Annotated in this window: 16 protein-coding genes and 1 pseudogene; 9 read left to right on the top strand and 8 right to left on the bottom strand. The window is 66.5% G+C overall.

The window, feature by feature from the left end:
* The 4 genes and pseudogenes from BT264_RS26530 to BT264_RS26515 all read right to left on the bottom strand — a co-directional run.
* A partial coding sequence (locus tag BT264_RS26530) for a transposase (RefSeq protein WP_143156747.1) occupies positions 1 to 259 on the bottom strand: 259 nt, incomplete at its 3' end.
* A gap of 572 nt (positions 260 to 831) precedes the next feature.
* Positions 832 to 1,005: pseudogene (locus BT264_RS40160) on the bottom strand (integrase); the annotation flags it as partial.
* A gap of 144 nt (positions 1,006 to 1,149) precedes the next feature.
* Positions 1,150 to 1,554, bottom strand: a complete 405-nt coding sequence (locus tag BT264_RS26520) for a hypothetical protein (protein WP_072441779.1) — start codon at positions 1,552 to 1,554, stop codon at positions 1,150 to 1,152.
* Positions 1,555 to 1,818: 264 nt separating this feature from the next.
* Positions 1,819 to 2,427 (bottom strand): short chain dehydrogenase, encoded by a 609-nt coding sequence (locus BT264_RS26515; RefSeq protein WP_072442052.1) that lies wholly within the window; start codon positions 2,425 to 2,427, stop codon positions 1,819 to 1,821.
* 107 nt (positions 2,428 to 2,534) lie between these two features.
* Here BT264_RS26515 and BT264_RS26510 point away from each other — a divergent pair, with 107 nt between their 5' ends.
* Both BT264_RS26510 and BT264_RS26505 read left to right on the top strand, forming a co-directional pair.
* Positions 2,535 to 3,428, top strand: coding sequence for a LysR family transcriptional regulator (locus tag BT264_RS26510; RefSeq protein WP_072441781.1), 894 nt, complete (start codon positions 2,535 to 2,537; stop codon positions 3,426 to 3,428).
* Positions 3,429 to 3,820: 392 nt separating this feature from the next.
* On the top strand, positions 3,821 to 4,456 hold the full coding sequence (locus BT264_RS26505; RefSeq protein ID WP_072441783.1) for a cysteine hydrolase family protein: 636 nt from the start codon (positions 3,821 to 3,823) through the stop codon (positions 4,454 to 4,456).
* Between the two features lie 155 nt (positions 4,457 to 4,611).
* On the opposite strand, the gene BT264_RS26500 is transcribed toward BT264_RS26505, so the two are convergent.
* The 3 genes from BT264_RS26500 to BT264_RS26490 all read right to left on the bottom strand — a co-directional run bounded on the left by BT264_RS26500 (position 4,612) and on the right by BT264_RS26490 (position 7,676).
* The gene (locus tag BT264_RS26500; protein WP_072441785.1) at positions 4,612 to 5,343 is read right to left on the bottom strand and encodes a ribonuclease T2; all 732 of its coding nucleotides are present in this window, start codon (positions 5,341 to 5,343) and stop codon (positions 4,612 to 4,614) included.
* Positions 5,344 to 5,595: 252 nt separating this feature from the next.
* Positions 5,596 to 6,174, bottom strand: a complete 579-nt coding sequence (locus tag BT264_RS26495; RefSeq protein WP_072441787.1) for a hypothetical protein — start codon at positions 6,172 to 6,174, stop codon at positions 5,596 to 5,598.
* A gap of 98 nt (positions 6,175 to 6,272) precedes the next feature.
* Positions 6,273 to 7,676 (bottom strand): HdeD family acid-resistance protein, encoded by a 1,404-nt coding sequence (locus tag BT264_RS26490; protein WP_072441789.1) that lies wholly within the window; start codon positions 7,674 to 7,676, stop codon positions 6,273 to 6,275.
* Between the two features lie 336 nt (positions 7,677 to 8,012).
* On the opposite strand from BT264_RS26490, the gene BT264_RS26485 reads away from it, so the two are divergent.
* The 7 genes from BT264_RS26485 to BT264_RS26455 all read left to right on the top strand — a co-directional run bounded on the left by BT264_RS26485 (position 8,013) and on the right by BT264_RS26455 (position 15,008).
* A complete protein-coding gene (locus BT264_RS26485) occupies positions 8,013 to 8,651 on the top strand; it encodes a hypothetical protein (RefSeq protein ID WP_072441791.1) in 639 nt (212 codons plus the stop codon).
* An 85-nt stretch (positions 8,652 to 8,736) separates the two neighbouring features.
* On the top strand, positions 8,737 to 9,294 hold the full coding sequence (locus tag BT264_RS26480) for a helix-turn-helix domain-containing protein (protein ID WP_072441793.1): 558 nt from the start codon (positions 8,737 to 8,739) through the stop codon (positions 9,292 to 9,294).
* Positions 9,295 to 9,373: 79 nt separating this feature from the next.
* The gene (locus BT264_RS26475; RefSeq protein WP_072441794.1) at positions 9,374 to 9,955 is read left to right on the top strand and encodes an HD domain-containing protein; all 582 of its coding nucleotides are present in this window, start codon (positions 9,374 to 9,376) and stop codon (positions 9,953 to 9,955) included.
* A gap of 29 nt (positions 9,956 to 9,984) precedes the next feature.
* Positions 9,985 to 10,125: a hypothetical protein gene (locus tag BT264_RS26470; RefSeq protein ID WP_256260712.1), complete on the top strand. Its 141-nt coding sequence runs from the start codon at positions 9,985 to 9,987 to the stop codon at positions 10,123 to 10,125.
* A gap of 275 nt (positions 10,126 to 10,400) precedes the next feature.
* A complete protein-coding gene (locus tag BT264_RS26465; RefSeq protein WP_072442053.1) occupies positions 10,401 to 11,594 on the top strand; it encodes an efflux RND transporter periplasmic adaptor subunit in 1,194 nt (397 codons plus the stop codon).
* A gap of 2 nt (positions 11,595 to 11,596) precedes the next feature.
* The gene (locus BT264_RS26460; RefSeq protein WP_072441796.1) at positions 11,597 to 13,621 is read left to right on the top strand and encodes a MacB family efflux pump subunit; all 2,025 of its coding nucleotides are present in this window, start codon (positions 11,597 to 11,599) and stop codon (positions 13,619 to 13,621) included.
* A gap of 13 nt (positions 13,622 to 13,634) precedes the next feature.
* Complete coding sequence (locus tag BT264_RS26455; protein WP_072441798.1) at positions 13,635 to 15,008, top strand: efflux transporter outer membrane subunit; 1,374 nt, start codon at positions 13,635 to 13,637, stop codon at positions 15,006 to 15,008.
* A 30-nt stretch (positions 15,009 to 15,038) separates the two neighbouring features.
* Here the strand turns inward: BT264_RS26455 and BT264_RS26450 are convergent, their stop codons facing one another.
* Positions 15,039 to 16,577, bottom strand: a complete 1,539-nt coding sequence (locus BT264_RS26450) for an MFS transporter (protein ID WP_072441800.1) — start codon at positions 16,575 to 16,577, stop codon at positions 15,039 to 15,041.
* Positions 16,578 to 16,603 lie beyond the last annotated feature (26 nt).

The following is a 16,603-nucleotide window of genomic DNA, read 5'->3' as shown; positions in this document are numbered from 1 at the left end:
GTTCGTGCAAGCGGTCCCACACGCCTGCAGCCTGCCAATCGCGTAGCCGTCGCCAACACGTCACGCCCGAGCCGCATCCCATCTCGGCGGGCAGGTCGCGCCAGCGAAGTCCGGTCTTGAGAACGAACAAGATACCGGTCAGCGCGGCGCGATTCGAAACAGGCAGGCGGCCCGGATTCTTCTCGCGCCGCGGCTTGGCTGGCGGCAGTAACGGCTCGATCAGTGTCCACAATTCATCGTCGATGATCGGCTTGCCCATCTCCTCGGCCTCGGTTGTTCCGATGCCTGAGGTTAACAGCTCGCCGCACAAGTTAACAGCCCCAAACAGCCTTTTTGAAACCGTCTCTAAGACAATAACGGCCTCGCGCTTTGACGCGTCCCACGTGTCCAGAAGCGCATCATCGGTCCAAGGCGACAGACCAATCGAGAGCCCCACGCCTGCGCGCCGCGAAGCATCCATCAACTCGGCCGCCCTCTCTTGAAGCGAGAGGTCCTGTCGCATGCCTTCGATATGTCGATGCAGCGACAGGTACTGACCGTAATGCGCTTCGAGGAAGTTGCTCGTCAGGAAGGGCAGCAAGCCATGGCGCGGTGTCCGCGCGAAGTTCCAATAGGAGTTTAACTCGGGCGTGATCTCTGGAAAGAGATGGCAATACGCGCGGAGGATGCGATCGACCGTGGCCTCGTCTCGCACAATGGGAATGTTTCCTTCCAATTACCTCTCCTCCGTCACTGCGGCCTTCGCCGTCACACATTGGTTATCACAAAGGCGCTCCAAGCGGCGATGCATTTTGTCGCAAGTTCGAACGCGTCTACCAGCCGCCCGAGCGCGACGCGGCTTCCTTCGCGCAGGCTGTCAGCAGAGAGTTCACGAACGTTCGACGCCATCTGAAGTCTCGTCCGGATCGCCCAGATTTCCAGGAGCTCTAGCGGCGGCTTCTGCCCGGTGAGCTTGCCCTTGTTCCACGGCACACGGTGGACAACGACGACATTCTCGGATTTCATGACAATCTCCTTACAATCGAAGGGGAGATTGAGTGTGCGCCTCTTCCGGCGGGCGCTATCCGACCCGGAACAGCCGCTCGTATGTTCTCGACGCGGTCGCTGGATCAGGCCGGGGAATCTGGATCGGGACCGTCAACTGGAACGTCAGTCGAAATCGATCCTCAAGACACTCTCGTCTACGTATTGCAGCTTCAAATCAATCAAGACCGCACTAGACAGTGCGGTCGTCAACGCGATCTTCAATTCCGGCGCGATGCTATTGAGATGAAAGGAAAACTCCCATCCCGGCATCGCATTGATCCAAGACACCAATAGGTCATCGCTGTCGGACTGCCAAAACTGAACGTTCTTTATTCCACCTATCGATGCTTCATCAACAATCTCGGCTCGGGACGCCGCCATCTGCCGGCCGCCATCAGTCCAGTGAGTTATCTGTCCGCTATTAGGATTGGCAAGCAGAAATCCAAGAGGTTGGAGCAAAGTCTCGACATAGCGAAAGGCTTTCGGAAATGGCTCTTTCAGCAATACGACCAAGATAGGTTTTGCCATTGCGCCTCTGAACCTGAGTGTTGGATGCCTGCCACCATCGTGACAAGAGAGCAGTCGATTGTCGACGATTTCGATGACGGCGTCGAACGACTGCTTCTGGCGCCGGTTGCCGCCCGACGCGGTAGGCTGCAGCCGACCCGTTGCTGCCGGTCGCCATCGCGTGGCCCACGCGGCGCGTTCCGATGGAGAGCGGCCATTCCCGGGACGAATATGGGTAGCAATGGCGACAAACTGGAGCGGTTGATGTGCCGCGAGAGCTCTATTTCAGTGGCCAACCCGATATATGCGGCCGCTATGCACGCCCTCCACGCTGCGCCGATAGGCAATTGCCACACGTGTCGCCGGCACGCCTTCGTAACCGGGAAAGAAGGGACCAAACCGTTCCACGGATTCGATCAGCATGGTTGGGCTGACGGCATTGATTCGGATACCCCGGCGAAAATCGCACGCAGCTGCACGCACGAACCCTTCGATCCCGGCATTCGACGCTGCGGCGTGAGAACCCTGCGCAATCGGATCATCGACGGCGATGCCGGACGTCAGCGTGATTGAGCCGCCATCGCTCAGGTAATGCTGACCAACCAGCGCGACGCGCACCTGACCGAGCAGCTTGTCCTGCAGGCCTTTATGGAAATCGGACGCCGTCATTTTTTCGATCGGCGCCAGTATGACATTACCTGCGGCGACAACGATGGCATCGACGCGCCCGATCTGCTCGAACAGCAAACCAACGCTGTCGTCACGGGTGATGTCGACCTGATGGTCTCCATGGGTGCGGCCAACACGAACGATTTCGTGCTTGCCATCACGCGCAAGCTCATCTGCCGCGGCACGACCGACGTCCCCGCCGGCACCGATTACGACGATCTTCATCGAACACTCCTTTTCGCGTTCAGGTTGGAACGTCGCCATTCTTCACCGAACCAACGATCCGATAAATGTGCTCTAATTTCCGACACTACTAATCTACAGTTCGCAATATGGACAGACTGCGTGCCATGGAAACCTTTGTTGCCGTCGTCGAAGGCGGCAACTTCACCGAGGCAGCGCGGCGGCTGGAAATCTCGGCGGTCATGGTTGGCAAGTATGTGCGCGAACTGGAGGAGCGTCTCGCTGCGCGCCTGCTCGAGCGCACTACCCGGCGCCAGAGTCTGACTGATGCCGGTCGCGTGTTCTACGAAGACGCCAAGCGTGCACTCGAACACATGCGTATCGCCGAAACGTCGGTCGAACGGCTACGCGCGTCACCCTCCGGTACGTTGCGAATCAGCGCGCCGATCACCTTTGGCGCCTGTGTCATTGCGCCGCTAGCCGCGGCTTTCCGGCAGATGTATCCGCTCGTGCGTGTCGAGCTGGAATTGAGCAATCGCAACGTCGACCTGATCGACGAGGGTTTTGATCTAGCGATCCGCATTGGCGAATTGGGTGATGCCGACCTCGTCGCAAGGCCGTTGACCCGGTATCGCATGGTGATCTGTGCATCGCCGGGCTATCTGGCTCAGTACGGGCGTCCGGAGACGCCACAGGATCTGAGCGCGCATCACTGCCTGTCTCACACGGTGTGGAACAGCCGAAACGGCTGGAAGCTCGGGGACGATGACAGCACGCACTTTTCGGCTGAATCGGTGTTCACTTGCAATGACGGCAACGGCCTGCGGATGGCCGCAATCGCAGGCGCGGGATTGCTGCTGCAACCGGAAGTCCTGGTGAGCCACGATCTGGCAAGCGGCGCGTTGGTACAGGTGCTGCAAGGTTACTCGCCGAAGCCACGCCCCGTTCATATCGTGTATCGACATGACCGGCGCCCGCTGCCCAAGCTCACCCGCTTTGTAGCGCATTTGCTCGAGCATGTGACGGAGCGTGAGGCGTCGTAGTGTGCTTTTCGGCTCGGCGACATGCGCGAAGAATAGCGCCTTGGTTTCGGCTGAGGCCCCTCGGGACACAACGTAAACGCTCGCTTTCAAAGACACAACAGGCGCTCACGCAAACGACACAAGATGCGAGGTGGCCCCGCCGACCGAATGACGGCTTGCGGAGTGGCGCAGTCATGTGAATGTCCGACCGACGCATCCGACGAGGGCCGCTCATGGCCGATCCCCGACACCCAATGCAGCGTAGCGCTCCCCCGCCCGCTCGGTACCAAAGCAACCACATACGGGTTTATATTCCGGAATCCAATCACGCTGGCGCTGGAGTAGTTGACGACGTAAACGGAACGATCGATTTTCTGAAACCCCGCAGCGGTTACTGGAGGAGAACATCACGCATGAATCCGGACAACGTATCGAATGTCGCAATGGCGGCCCACGCGAACCCCGGCGGCAGCGCTTCCGCACCGGCTCCCGCCATCAATCCGTCGCAAACCGCGTTGCTCGTCATGCATTACCAGACCGACATCCTCGGGCTCTTTCCGTCGGTCGCCCCCGAATTGCTCGCCAATACGCGCAAGCTGTGCGACGCGGCGCGAGCCGGCGGCGTCGGCGTCTGGTTCGCGAACCTCCGGTTCAGCCCCGGCTATCCGGAAGTCAGCCCGCGCAACAAGAACGGCCAAGGCATCAAGCAGCTCGGCCTGTTCGTCGACGACGGCACGTGCCCGGAGCTGGGCCGGCAGCCCGACGAACCGCTGATCGTCGCGCACCGCGCGAGCGTATTCTTCGGCACCGATCTGCAGGCGCGGCTGGTCGCGCAAGGCGTCGATTCGCTGATCATGGTCGGCATCGCGTCGACCGGCGTGATGCTGTCGTCGATCGCCTACGCGAGCGACGCGGACTTCCGCCTGTATACGGTCAAGGACTGCTGCTACGACCCGGACCCGATCGTCCACGAGCATCTGTTCTCCACAGCATTCGAATCGCGCACGACGGTGCTGTCGCTCGCGGATGCATTGCGGCTGCTCGGATAACGGACCCGGTTGTTCGTCGCGTGGAGCGCGCTGCCGGCGGTACTGACCACGGCCAGCAGCGCGTCGCGGATGCCGCATGGAGCGGCGCCGTAGCATGCGCAGCCCGACACGGGCGGCGACGTGCGCGATGCCGCGCACGTCGACCGCCTCCCCCCTTACTTCGCGATAAACACACCCGACGTCGGGCACGTGCCCTGCGTATTGCCGTCCGTCACGAGCGACGCGGCGCTCGGGAACTGCGTGGTCGCGTTCGTCTTCACCGCGATCCACGCTTCGGTGAAATAGCTGACGCCATTGGTCTTCGTGCACTTCAGCGACACCGCGCTGCGCGTATTGCTGCCGAACGCGCCTTCGAATGCGGACAGCAACTGGTTGCGCGTGACCGTCTTGCCCGCGTTCGCCTGCAGGTACGCATTGAAAGACGTGTTGCCGAGCCGGCTGATCATGCCCGACGCCTCGTTCCAGTATGCATCGGGCGACGCTGAATTCGAGCAGGTGCCGTGCTTGAACCACTCGTGCTTGTCGAGACACGATGCAACGCCCGGCATATACGTCGACAACGTGTTGCGGGTCGCGCTGCTGATCGGGTAGGCATCCATGCTGCACCACTGATGCGCGTTGTCGAGGTCGACGTCGTTCTGCGGCACGCCGCAGTAGAACGGCTGGTTGCCGTCGTACCGGTTCGGCCACAGGCCATGCAGCGACAGGCTCGTCGCCGCATACGAGCCGGCGAGGTTCGTGCATTCGGGTGTGTCGTGCGACGCGCAGAAACCGGGCTCCCACGACGCGGCGAGCAACAGGTAGTCGTAGCTGGTCTGCGCGGTGGCGGGCAGCGAGGCGGAAGCGACGGCGAGTGCGACAGCGGCGCGGGCGAGCGTCTTGAGCATGGCGTTTCCTCGGAAAAGGCTTGCGGTCGCGGGATGCGCCGCAAGATTGTCGAATGTCTGCCTGCGATTGTTGCTACCGCAACGTGGCACGAATGTGAAGGTGGCCGAATTATGTGCGGTGGCGCGGGCGTGTGCCGTCGCACCGCGCGATACCCGAGCGGAACGCGGACGCAAGCTCGGCGGCTTGCTCCGCGCCCTGCCCGATACCGCACACGGCCGACGCGTGCCGCCACTCCGGCGGCACGCCGTTGCTCACGATCCAGCCCCCAGTTGCTTGCATGCGCGCGCAACCGATTCGGGACCTTCGAGCACGAGGATCTGCCACACGCCGACGCTGACGCGCCGGCGCGCCGCCGTCGACGAATCGGCCAGCAGCGCCTCGACGCGCGGCGCGGCGGCAGGCGCCTGCTGCTTCAGCGCCGCGTGATGCCGCGCGCGCGACGCCGGCCCGGATTCGTACACGTCGCACAGGCGCACCATGCCGGCGAGGCCGGCCGCGTCGTCGTCCTTGTCTATCGCACCCGGCTCGACTGGCGCGAGCCCGTTGCGCTCCGCCTCCGGCAGCTTGCTGCGCGCGCCTTCGTCGATCGATGTGGCGGACGCCGGCGGCAGCCCGCCCATCGCCGCAACGATCCGGCTGCCTGAGGCGATCATGTCGCCCTGGCACTCGATCTTCTCGGCGGCCGCGACATTCGAGCAGAACGACACCGAAACCCGGTACACGTCGTTGCTCATGCGCGGCACGTCGTCCGTGCTCGCCTGCGCGAGGCCGGCGCTTGCCAGCGCCAGCACAGCGGGAATCAGGATGCGGAAAGCGCTCGTCTTGTTCATTGTCGTTTGTTGTTTGTCGGGTTCTGACGGCGGGCAACTTCGCCGGGCCACACGGTGGCGGCTCCTGCGGCGCCGGGCCCTCATCCGGCGCCACGCGATTACTTCACCGACGCAGCCTCCGATCCGCCGGACGACAGCGCCGCGCTGTCCTGCTCGCGCCACGCGCGGCGCGACGCCACGATCGCCTTCACCGCCGAGCGCGCGACCTTCCACCACGCGAACGGCCGCGGGTCGGCCAGCATGCTGAGCGCGCGTGCATAGTCGAGCGTGAGGCCGGGCGTCCACGCCATCGTCACCGCGCGCTTGCGGATCTGCGCGGCAACCCACAGCTCGGGCGTGAGCAGCAGCCGGACGAACGCGCCCCACCCGGCCCGCGTGCCCTTGAGCCGCCACACCGCGCCGTCGAGCGCGGCTTCGAGCGCGTTCGACACGGTGCTCGAGCAGTTGCGGTGCGTGAGGTTGTACGTCACGTTCTGCCGGTATGCCGACCAGAACGCGTCGAGCTTCGCCGCATCGTAGTTGCGGATCCGCACGCGCACGGTCGACGGGCACCACGCCTTCGACTCGGTCGCGTAGTCGGGCTGGAACAGGCCCGGCACATCGTTTTCGCGCGTGGCGCGCAGGATGCGCGTGAATTCGTCCGGAGAACGATCGATTTCGACGCCCGGATACAGGCTGATATAAATGCCCTCCGGCGACTCCAGCGCCGCGTGCCCGGTCGAGATCACGCCGTTGACGTCCACCGCCGCGATATAGCGGTCGATCACCGGATAGCGCTGCGCTTCGGCCTTCGACGTGCCGGTCGGCGTCCACACGTGCACGGTGAGCGCGCGCTCGCCGTCGGCCGGCGGGCCGTCCCATTCGGATTGCGCGAAATGCGGCCGGTCGCGCGCATCGTCGAGGTCGGGCGCGAGCGCCGGCGCGGGTGACGTCGCGAACGCGGGATTGCGCGTGAGCCGGCGCACGCGCGCGGCGAGGCTCAGCATGTGCATCCCGCCGAAGATCAGCAGCAGGCCGAGGCAGTACGGCACGGTGCCCACATAGTGCGTCGGGTACGGCTGGAAAAAGAAGATCGCCAGCAGGATTTCGACGACACCCCACGCGAACGCGACGTTCCAGCGGCGGTAGCGCACCATCCATGCGGACGTGCATTGCAGCAGCCCGTCGACAAGGAACAGCGTGCCGAAGATCATCGACAGCAGGAAATGGCCGTGGTGATGGCCGGCAAACACGAGCCCCGCGGCCGCCACGACCACGATGCCCTTCACGTAGCGCAGGATGCGCTGCCCGCCGACGCCGCTGCCAGCCACCGCGAGCGTTGCGAGCCCTTCGATCAGAAACAGCCACGCAAACAGTTCGATCGGGAAATGCAGCGCGCCGTCGAGCGCATCGACGAAGATGACGACGCCCGCGACGACCCATACCCAGCCAAGCACGGTCAGCCCGCGCCAGCGGGTTCGCAGATATTCGATGCCCAGCAGCAGCAAGATCAGTCGTACCATCGCGCCCTCGTGTCATTTTCTGGATACGCGCGGCCACGCGTTTCCTGTCATTCCGACCGTACGCCGCGCCACGCGCCGGTCGGAAAGCGGCAATCGTTGCCGGCGCGTCATGCCGTCGACATGACCGATGGCGGCCGGCACGCGCCGCTCTGGCCGAATAATAAGATATGGCGACGCAGGTTGAAAGGCTGGCGAAAACGTCTTCGGTGCGACGCTGAAGGGTCCGACGGCCCGCTGCCACGGCAGGTTTCCCGTTCGACAACGCGCGGCGGATACGCGAGAATCCTGCTTCCGAGGGCGAAAGCCACTGAACCGCACCAGACGGGACAACAAGAAATGAGCATATCGATCGCGCGCCGGCGCCTGCTGGCCGCCGGCATGGCCGCGAGCAGCCTCGCGCTGTCGGGCTGTTTCACGCCGAAGCTGTACAAGGATGACGCATACAGCGAAAACGTATCCGGATTCATGATGACCGAGGACGGCAAGAAGCTGGTCGTCCTCGGCACGCGCTATCACTACATCTTCGATCTGCCGGCCCAATTGCGGCCGGTACTGCAATCCGGCTACCGGAAATCGCTGCGCACGACGTTTGCCGGCTTTCATGCGAGCGGCGGCAGCGTCACCGGCCACTACCGGATCGTGTTGCCGAAGGACGCATCGGAAGACGATCGACAGGCCGCCGCCGACGACGGATTCACCAGCGCGCCGGCCGGTCTCGTGCTCGAAGGCGACATCGACGGCAAGCGCTATTCGACGGAAGGCTTCGCCGAGAAGGACAAGGGTGTCGCGCAGCCGTTCAACCGGCGGTATTCGGTGTATATCAGGGAATCGCCGTCCGTTGTCGGCATGGGTCTGCGGATTCTCGCCACGCCGATCACGGTTGCCGCCGACGGCGTGCTCGTGCTGGGCGGCATCGTGCTCGTGCCGTTCGCGGCCATCGCGATCCAGGCAAACGGCGGCATCCGGATCATGTAAGGAGGTGCGCACGGCGCCCTGCAACGCCGATGGCAGCGGCCCACGACACGCGAGCGCACACAACGACCGCAACCGGAGCATCGCCATGACCGCCTCACCGCTTTACACGCCACCGCTCGGCCCGCAGCTCAGGCGCTGGCGCGCGCTGCACCGCGTGAAGCAAAGCCACGCCGCAGAATTGTTCGGCGTCGCGCAATCGACGATCTCGCGCTGGGAAGCCGGCATCCAGCAGATGTCGCCCGACGAGCGCGCGACGGCCGAGCGGCTGCTCGCCGCGCGCCTCGATTCCGCAGGCGACCACGCGCTCGCGCGGCTTATCGCGGGCAGCGCGGGCCGCATGCATCTGGTGTGCGACCTCACGCATCGCCTGCTCGCCAGTTCACCGGCGCGTGCGGCCGAGTTCTCGCAGCCGCTGCCGATGCTGCTCGGCACGTCGCTGTGGCGCTACGCGACGCCGGAAATCGTCCGCATGGAAGCCGCGCTCGACACGCTCGGCTGGCACGATCGCGCGGGGCCGCCGAGCGTCGAATTCGACACCGGCGCGAATGCGTCGCGCGTCGTGCCGATCCGCGGCAGCACGTGCCGGTGGACGCGGATGACGCTGTCGGACGGCTCGGCCGCGCGGCTGGTCGAAACGCTCTAGCACGCCGCGCATATTTCATGCGTGGACGAACCGCGCGCGGCCGCCTTACGCTTGATGGCTCACCGCAAGGACTCCGACCATGACCCCCGACACGATCCACGCGCGCCTCGATTTCCTGCGCGAAGCCGAACGCCTGAAGAACGTGCTGCGCAGCGGCCACACGTCGGCCGGGCGCGCGGAAAGCACGGCCGAGCATAGCTGGCGGCTGTGCCTGATGGCGCTGGTGTTCGCCGACGCGCTGCCCGGCATCGATACGCTGAAGCTGCTGAAGCTGTGCGTCGTCCACGATCTCGGCGAGGCGCTGCACGGCGACATCCCCGCGATCGAGCAGGCCGCGCACCCGGACAAAAGCGCGCACGAACGCGACGACCTGCTGACCCTGACGGCGTCGCTCGATCGCACGCTGCGCGACGAGATCGTCGCGCTGTGGGACGAATACGAGGCGGCCGCGTCGCCGGAAGCGTGCGCCGCGAAGGCGCTCGACAAGCTCGAGACCATCCTGCAGCACAACCAGGGCAGCAATCCGCCCGATTTCGACTACGCGTTCAATCTCGGCTACGGCCGGCGCTATACCGACGCCGCGCCGCTGTTCAGTGCGATCCGCGATATCGTCGACGCGGATACGCGACGCAGAATCGACGCAGGCGGGCAGCGCGTGTAATCTCGCGGAATCGCGCGTTCGGCACACTCGTGAACCTGCTGATCGGCAGCGGCTTCACGCTCACGCATCTCGACGAATGGGGGCCGACGCCGGAACAGGTCGAGGCAATGCCCGCACTCGACGAGGAACGCGACCGGCCGATGACGGCAATCGTCGCCGCACAGCGGTAACAACGCGCCACGGCCTTCCCCGCCCCTTTCACAGATCGCAACAATGTCACCGCCCGGCCCCCACTCTGGCGCGACGCTCGCACAATTCAGCACAATTTCCACACGATTTGGCGCGAAATCCTCGCTTACCATGAGCGCCTGATTCGAATCTGCACGCCCGCGCGATGCGTACGCGGATGCCGTCGCGGGCAACACGCCCGGCATGCGACGCCGACCGGATCGTCCCGCCCGGTCGCACGCATCGCCGGCGCCCGCTTCATCCTCGCCGCATTCTCATGACTCAGAAACCCCATCGCCGTCGGCGCATCGTGCTGGCCATCATCGCGGTCGTTGCGATCGTCACCGGCGTCTCGCTCACGGTATTCGCGCCCGACAAGCATCCGCAGTACCTGTCCGCGCCGGTCACGCGCGGCGATCTCGAGAACGCGGTGCTCGCGACCGGCGCGCTGCAGGCGTTCAAGCAGGTCGACGTCGGCGCACAGGTATCGGGGCAATTGAAGACGCTGAAGGTGAAGCTCGGCGACAAGGTCGCGAAGGGCCAGTGGCTCGCCGAAATCGATCCCGTGATCTCCGAAAACGCGCTGCGCCAGGCGCGCGCCAGCGAAGAAAGCCTGCGCGCGCAGCACCAGTCGACCGCCGCGCAACTGACGCAGGCGGAACTCGCATTCCGGCGCCAGCAGGCGATGCTGCCCGACGATGCGACGTCGCGCGAGTCGTTCGAGGCCGCGCGCGCGACGCTCGACATGCAGCGCGCGACGCTCGCGTCGCTCGCCGCGCAGATCCGCTCGGCCCGCATCCAGATCGAGACCGCGCAGGCCAACCTCGGCTACACCCGCATCGTCGCGCCGATCGACGGCGAGGTCGTCGCGATCGTCACGCAGGAAGGCCAGACCGTGATCGCGCAGCAGCAGGCGCCGGTGATCCTGAAGCTTGCGGATCTCGACACGATGACCGTGAAGGCGCAAGTGTCGGAAGCCGACGTGATCCGCGTGAGCGCCGGCCAGACCGCGTATTTCACGATCCTCGGCGAACCGGACAAGCGCCACTACGGCAGGCTGCGCGCGATCGAGCCGGCACCGCAGAACTTCGCCGACGCGCAGAGCGCGCTCGGCGGCGGCGCGGGCGGCGGCACGAAACCGAACGCCGCCGTGTTCTACAACGCGCTGTTCGAAGTACCGAATCCCGAGCACCGGCTGCGCATCTCGATGACCGCGCAGGTCGGCATCGTGCTCGGCAACGCGCGCAACGCGCTCAACATCCCGGCCGCCGCACTCGGCGAAAAGCGCAAGGACGGCAGCTATGCGGTCCGCGTGCTGCGCGCCGACGGCAGCACGGTCACGCGCAACATCCGCATCGGCATCAACAACAACGTACGCGTCGAAGTGCTGGCCGGCCTGAAGGACGGCGAGCGCGTCGTGATCGGCGAAGCCGCCGCGGACGAGCACGCGCCGCTGGCGGACGTGGTATGACGATGCGCCAGCCCCTGCTGAAACTCTCGAGCGTCACGCGGCGCTTTCCGGCCGGCGACAAGGATGTCGTCGTCCTGAACAACGTCAACCTGTCGATCGACGCGGGCGAGATCGTCGCGATCGTCGGCGCGTCGGGCTCCGGCAAGTCGACGCTGATGAACATCCTCGGCTGCCTCGATCATCCGAGCGAAGGCATCTACACGGTCGGCGGACGCGACACGCACATGCTCGACAGCGACGAGCTCGCGCAGCTGCGCCGCGAGCACTTCGGCTTCGTGTTCCAGCGCTATCACCTGCTGCCGCACGTCGACGCGGCCGCGAACCTCGAAATGCCGGCGATCTATGCGGGCACCCCGCGCGCGGAGCGGCACGAACGCGCACGCGAGCTGCTCGCGCGCCTCGGGCTCGCGGATCGCGCGCACCACCGGCCCGGGCAACTGTCCGGCGGCCAGCAGCAGCGCGTGAGCATTGCGCGCGCGCTGATGAACGGCGGCCAGGTGATCCTCGCCGACGAACCGACCGGCGCGCTCGACACGAAAAGCGGCCAGGACGTGATCCGCATCCTGCACGAGCTGAACGCGCTCGGCCATACGATCGTCATCGTCACGCACGACAAGGACGTCGCGCGCCATGCGCGGCGCATCATCGAGATCAGCGACGGCGAGATCGTCGCCGACCGGAGGAATCGCCACTATGCGGAAGCGCTCGCGGAAGCCGGCATCGATGCGGCCGAAGCGGCAGCCGGCACGCCGGCCACGCGCGATCGGCACGACGACCCGCCGCCCGCCGACGCCGAAACCGGCACGCGCGCGCGCCGCTTCGCGGCCGGCTCCGGCCGCTTCGCCGAGGCGTGCCGGATGGCGTGGATCGCGCTCGTGTCGCACCGGCTGCGCACGCTGCTGACGATGCTCGGCATCATCATCGGCATCACGTCGGTCGTGTCGATCGTCGCGATCGGCGAAGGCGCGAAGCGCTACATGCTCGACGAGATCGGCAGCATCGGCACGAACACGATCAACGTCTATCCGGGCACCGACTGGGGCGACAGCCGCGCGGACGCGATCCAGACGCTCGTACCCGCCGATGTCGCCGCGCTTGCCGAGCAGCCGTACGTCGACAGCGCCACGCCCGAGACGTCGCGCACGCTGCTGCTGCGCTACCGCAACATCGACGTCAACGCGCTCGTGAGCGGCGTCGGCGACCGCTTCTTCCAGGCGCGCGGGATGCGTTTCGCGCTGGGCGTCGCGTTCGACGAGGACGCCGTGCGCCGCCAGGCGCAGGTGGCCGTGATCGACCAGAATACGCGCCGCAAGCTGTTCGGCGCGACGCGCAATCCGGTCGGCGAAGCGATCCTGGTCGACAACGTGCCGTGCGTCGTGATCGGCGTCACGGCCGACAAGAAGAGCGCGTTCGGCAGCGTGAAGAGCCTGAACGTATGGGTGCCGTACACGACCGCGAGCGGGCGCCTGTTCGGCCAACGCCATCTCGACAGCATCACCGTGCGCGTGCGCGACGGGCAGCCGAGCGCCGCCGCCGAGAAAAGCCTCGAAAAGCTGATGATCCAGCGCCACGGCCGCAAGGACTTCTTCACGTACAACATGGACAGCGTGGTCAAGACCGTCGAGAAGACCGGGCAGTCGCTGACGCTGCTGCTGTCTCTGATCGCGGTGATCTCGCTCGTCGTCGGCGGGATCGGCGTGATGAACATCATGCTCGTGTCGGTCACCGAGCGCACGCGCGAAATCGGCATCCGGATGGCGGTCGGCGCACGCCAGTCCGACATCCTGCAGCAGTTCCTCGTCGAGGCCGTGCTCGTCTGTCTGCTCGGCGGTACGATCGGCATCATGCTGTCGTTCGGGCTCGGCGCGGTGTTCTCGATGTTCGTCGCGCAATGGAAGATGGTGTTCTCCGCCGGCGCGATCGTGACCGCGTTCGTCTGCTCGACGCTCACCGGCGTGATATTCGGTTTCATGCCCGCGCGCAACGCGTCGCGGCTCGATCCGATCGATGCGCTCGCGCGCGACTGACGAAAGCCCCGCCATGACGCATTCCTCACCGCTTCGCCACCTCGGCGCATTCGCATGCGCGGCCGCCCTGCTGGCCGGCTGCACGGCCGCGCGCCACGAACCGCTGCCGGCCATCGCGATGCCCGCGAACTGGGCCGCGCCGGTCGCGGCCGACGCGCCGGCCACCACGCGCGACTGGTGGCGCAGCTTCGGCGATCCGCAACTCGACCGGCTGATCGACGACGCGCTGCGCGCCAACAACGACCTCGCGATCGCGGCGATCCGCGTGTACCGCGCGCAATTGCAGGCCGGGCTCGTCGACACGAACCTGACGCCCGCCGTATCGCTCGGCGCGAACGGCGCCGTGTCGCGCACGCTCGATACGCACCGGATGAGCCGGTCGAGCGGCATCAACGGTTCGCTCAGCTATGAAATCGACCTGTGGGGCCGGCTGGCCGCGCTGCGCGATGCCGCGCACTGGGAAGCCGACGCAACGGCCGCCGATCTCGAAGCCGCGCGGCTGTCGCTGATCGGCACGACGGCGTCGCTGTACTGGCAGATCGGCTATCTGAACCGGCAGATCGCGCTCGGCGACGCAAATATCGCGTATGCGGTACGCACGCTCGCGATCGTCCGGTCGCGGCACGCGGCCGGCGCCGTATCGGGGCTCGATCTCGCGCAGGCCGAGCAGAGCCTGTCCGCGCAACGCGCCGCGCAGACCCAACTGATCCAGCAGCGCACCGAGAAGCGCCACGCGCTCGCGCTCCTGTTCGACCGGCCGCCGCAGCAGCTAGCGGCCGAACCGGCGGCGCTGCCCGACGCGCCGCCGCCGGAAGTAGCCGCCGGCCTTCCGGCCAGCCTGCTCGGCCGGCGCCCGGACCTGCGCGCGGCGGAATTCCGGCTGCGCGAATCGCTCGCGCAGGTCGACGCGACGCGCACGAGCTTTTATCCGACCTTCACGCTGACCGGCAGCGCCGGTACGACGAGCACCAGCCTCGAGCGCGTGCTGACGAATCCGGTCGGCACGCTCGGGCTCGGCCTTGCGCTGCCGTTCATCCAGTGGAACACGATGCAACTGCAGATCAAGGTGTCGAAGTCGCAGTACGAGGAAGCGGTAGTCGGGTTCCGCCAGCGGCTCTACACGGCGCTCGCGGAAGTCGAGAATGCGCTGTCGGCGCGCGTGCAACTCGAACGCGAGGCCGAACAGCGGGCGCTATCGCTGGCCCAGGCGCAGCGCGCCGAGCAGCTTGCCGCCGCGCGGTTCGCGGCCGGCGCGACCGCCGTGCAGCCGTGGCTCGACCAGCAGCAGCGGCTGCGCGACGCGCAAAGCGCCGACGAACTGACGCGCCTGAACCGGCTCAACAACCAGATGACGCTGTATCGCGCGCTCGGCGGCGGCACGTCCTGACCGGCGTGCCGACGCAACGGGCCGGCCGTGTCACTCGCACACGGGCGCCCCGCGCCGAGCCGGCGCGAACGCCACCGCGCTCGCGGTCGCGAGCACGGCCACGCCGGCCGCGCCGTACACCATCACCCAGCCGAACCCGTGCACGAGCGCCGCGTGCAGCGCCGCGCCGCTCGGGTCGGCCTGCGCGAGCGCCGGTGCGATCTGCTGCAGCCCGTCGGTGCGGCCCGACGCGATCTCCTGCGCGAGCCGGCGCAGCGCCGCATCGCCGATCGCGCCCGCGGCGCCGCCCTTCAGGCTCGCGACGATCCCCGCGACCAGCACGAAGCCCATCGCCGCGATGTTCAGCGCGAGCGAGATCATCCGCGCACTCATGTCGATGCCCGATGCCATCCCGGCCCGCGAACTCGGCACCGCGCCCGTCGTCGTGTTGGTGACCGGCGTGTTCGTGAGCCCGAGCCCGATGCCGGCGATCACGCAGCCGGGCAGCATCGTGAGCCAGCTCGCGTGGTCGGCCGCGCTGCCGACCCGCATCAGCGCGAAACCGGCCGCGATCGTGAACAGGCCGCCGGGGATCACGACGCCCGGCCCGTAGCGCAGCGCGAGCCGTTCGCCGAACGGCGGCGCGACCAGCGTCGGCAGCGTGTACGCGAGCAATGCGAGGCCGGCCGTCACGCTGTCGTAGCCGAGCGCGACCTGGAACCAGATCGGCAGGTAGATCATGAACGGCCAGAAGCTGAAGTTCATCCCCATCGAGCCGAAGATCGCGCCGGTGAACGCGCGGATCCGGAACACGGAGAAATCGAACATCGGCCGCGCGCTGGCGCGTTCCGCGACGAAAAAGCCCGCGAGCGCCAGCACGGTCGCGCCGAGCACGCCGAGGCCGGCCGCGCTCGTGAGCCCGAGCTCCGCGCTTTGCGTGATATAGAACGCGAGGCCGAGCACCGCGAGCGACAGCGTGACGATGCCCGCGACGTCGAGCGTGCCCGCATGCGGATCGCGCGACTCCTGCACCGCGCCGCCGATCAGCACGAGCGCGATGGCCGCGAGCGGCGCATGGACGAGGAACACCCACGGCCAGTTCGCCAGCGCGACGATCGCGCCGCCGACGATCGGCCCGAAGCCGAGCCCGATCCCGAACACGATCCCCCAGATCCCGAACGCGCGGCCGCGCTCGCGGCCCTCGCGGAACTGGTGCGACAGCACGGCGATCTGGCAGATCAGCATCGCGCCGCCGCTCGCGCCCTGCAGCAGCCGGCCCGCGACGAGCACCGGCACGTTCGGCGCGAGCCCGCACAGCAGCGACGTCGCGCCGAACAGCACGGTGCCGATCACGTACACGCGCTTGCGGCCGAACCGGTCCGCGAGCGTGCCGGCCGCCATCAGCACGGTCGTACACGCGATCGTGTACGCGTTCATGATCCACTGCATGCCGTTGAAATCGCCATGCAGCACGTGTTCGAGCGTCGGCAGGATCACCGGCACGCTCGAGATTTCGAGGCCGAACATCAACGACGTGAGACAGACGGCCGCGAGCGCGACCGCATTCCTGCGGGAGTCGGATAGCGTCATGCGTATTGCGCGGCGGCCCGGCAACA

It is taken from the genome of Burkholderia sp. NFPP32, assembly GCF_900119325.1.
GTDB lineage: Bacteria > Pseudomonadota > Gammaproteobacteria > Burkholderiales > Burkholderiaceae > Burkholderia > Burkholderia pyrrocinia_C.
Note: the sequence above shows the minus strand (reverse complement) of the source record. Positions and strands in the feature narration are given on the sequence as shown.

Excerpts from the sequence above, each read along its gene's own strand:
- BT264_RS26510 (WP_072441781.1), top strand. The coding sequence starts at position 2,535 with ATGGACAGACTGCGTGCCATGGAAACCTTTGTTGCCGTCGTCGAAGGC.
- BT264_RS26475 (WP_072441794.1), top strand. The coding sequence starts at position 9,374 with ATGACCCCCGACACGATCCACGCGCGCCTCGATTTCCTGCGCGAAGCC.
- BT264_RS26465 (WP_072442053.1), top strand. The coding sequence starts at position 10,401 with ATGACTCAGAAACCCCATCGCCGTCGGCGCATCGTGCTGGCCATCATC.
- BT264_RS26495 (WP_072441787.1), bottom strand. The coding sequence starts at position 6,174 with ATGAACAAGACGAGCGCTTTCCGCATCCTGATTCCCGCTGTGCTGGCG.
- BT264_RS26485 (WP_072441791.1), top strand. The coding sequence starts at position 8,013 with ATGAGCATATCGATCGCGCGCCGGCGCCTGCTGGCCGCCGGCATGGCC.
- BT264_RS26455 (WP_072441798.1), top strand. The coding sequence starts at position 13,635 with ATGACGCATTCCTCACCGCTTCGCCACCTCGGCGCATTCGCATGCGCG.
- BT264_RS26520 (WP_072441779.1), bottom strand. The coding sequence starts at position 1,554 with ATGGCAAAACCTATCTTGGTCGTATTGCTGAAAGAGCCATTTCCGAAA.
- BT264_RS26450 (WP_072441800.1), bottom strand. The coding sequence starts at position 16,577 with ATGACGCTATCCGACTCCCGCAGGAATGCGGTCGCGCTCGCGGCCGTC.
- BT264_RS26460 (WP_072441796.1), top strand. The coding sequence starts at position 11,597 with ATGCGCCAGCCCCTGCTGAAACTCTCGAGCGTCACGCGGCGCTTTCCG.
- BT264_RS26505 (WP_072441783.1), top strand. The coding sequence starts at position 3,821 with ATGAATCCGGACAACGTATCGAATGTCGCAATGGCGGCCCACGCGAAC.
- BT264_RS26480 (WP_072441793.1), top strand. The coding sequence starts at position 8,737 with ATGACCGCCTCACCGCTTTACACGCCACCGCTCGGCCCGCAGCTCAGG.
- BT264_RS26490 (WP_072441789.1), bottom strand. The coding sequence starts at position 7,676 with ATGGTACGACTGATCTTGCTGCTGCTGGGCATCGAATATCTGCGAACC.
- BT264_RS26515 (WP_072442052.1), bottom strand. The coding sequence starts at position 2,427 with ATGAAGATCGTCGTAATCGGTGCCGGCGGGGACGTCGGTCGTGCCGCG.
- BT264_RS26500 (WP_072441785.1), bottom strand. The coding sequence starts at position 5,343 with ATGCTCAAGACGCTCGCCCGCGCCGCTGTCGCACTCGCCGTCGCTTCC.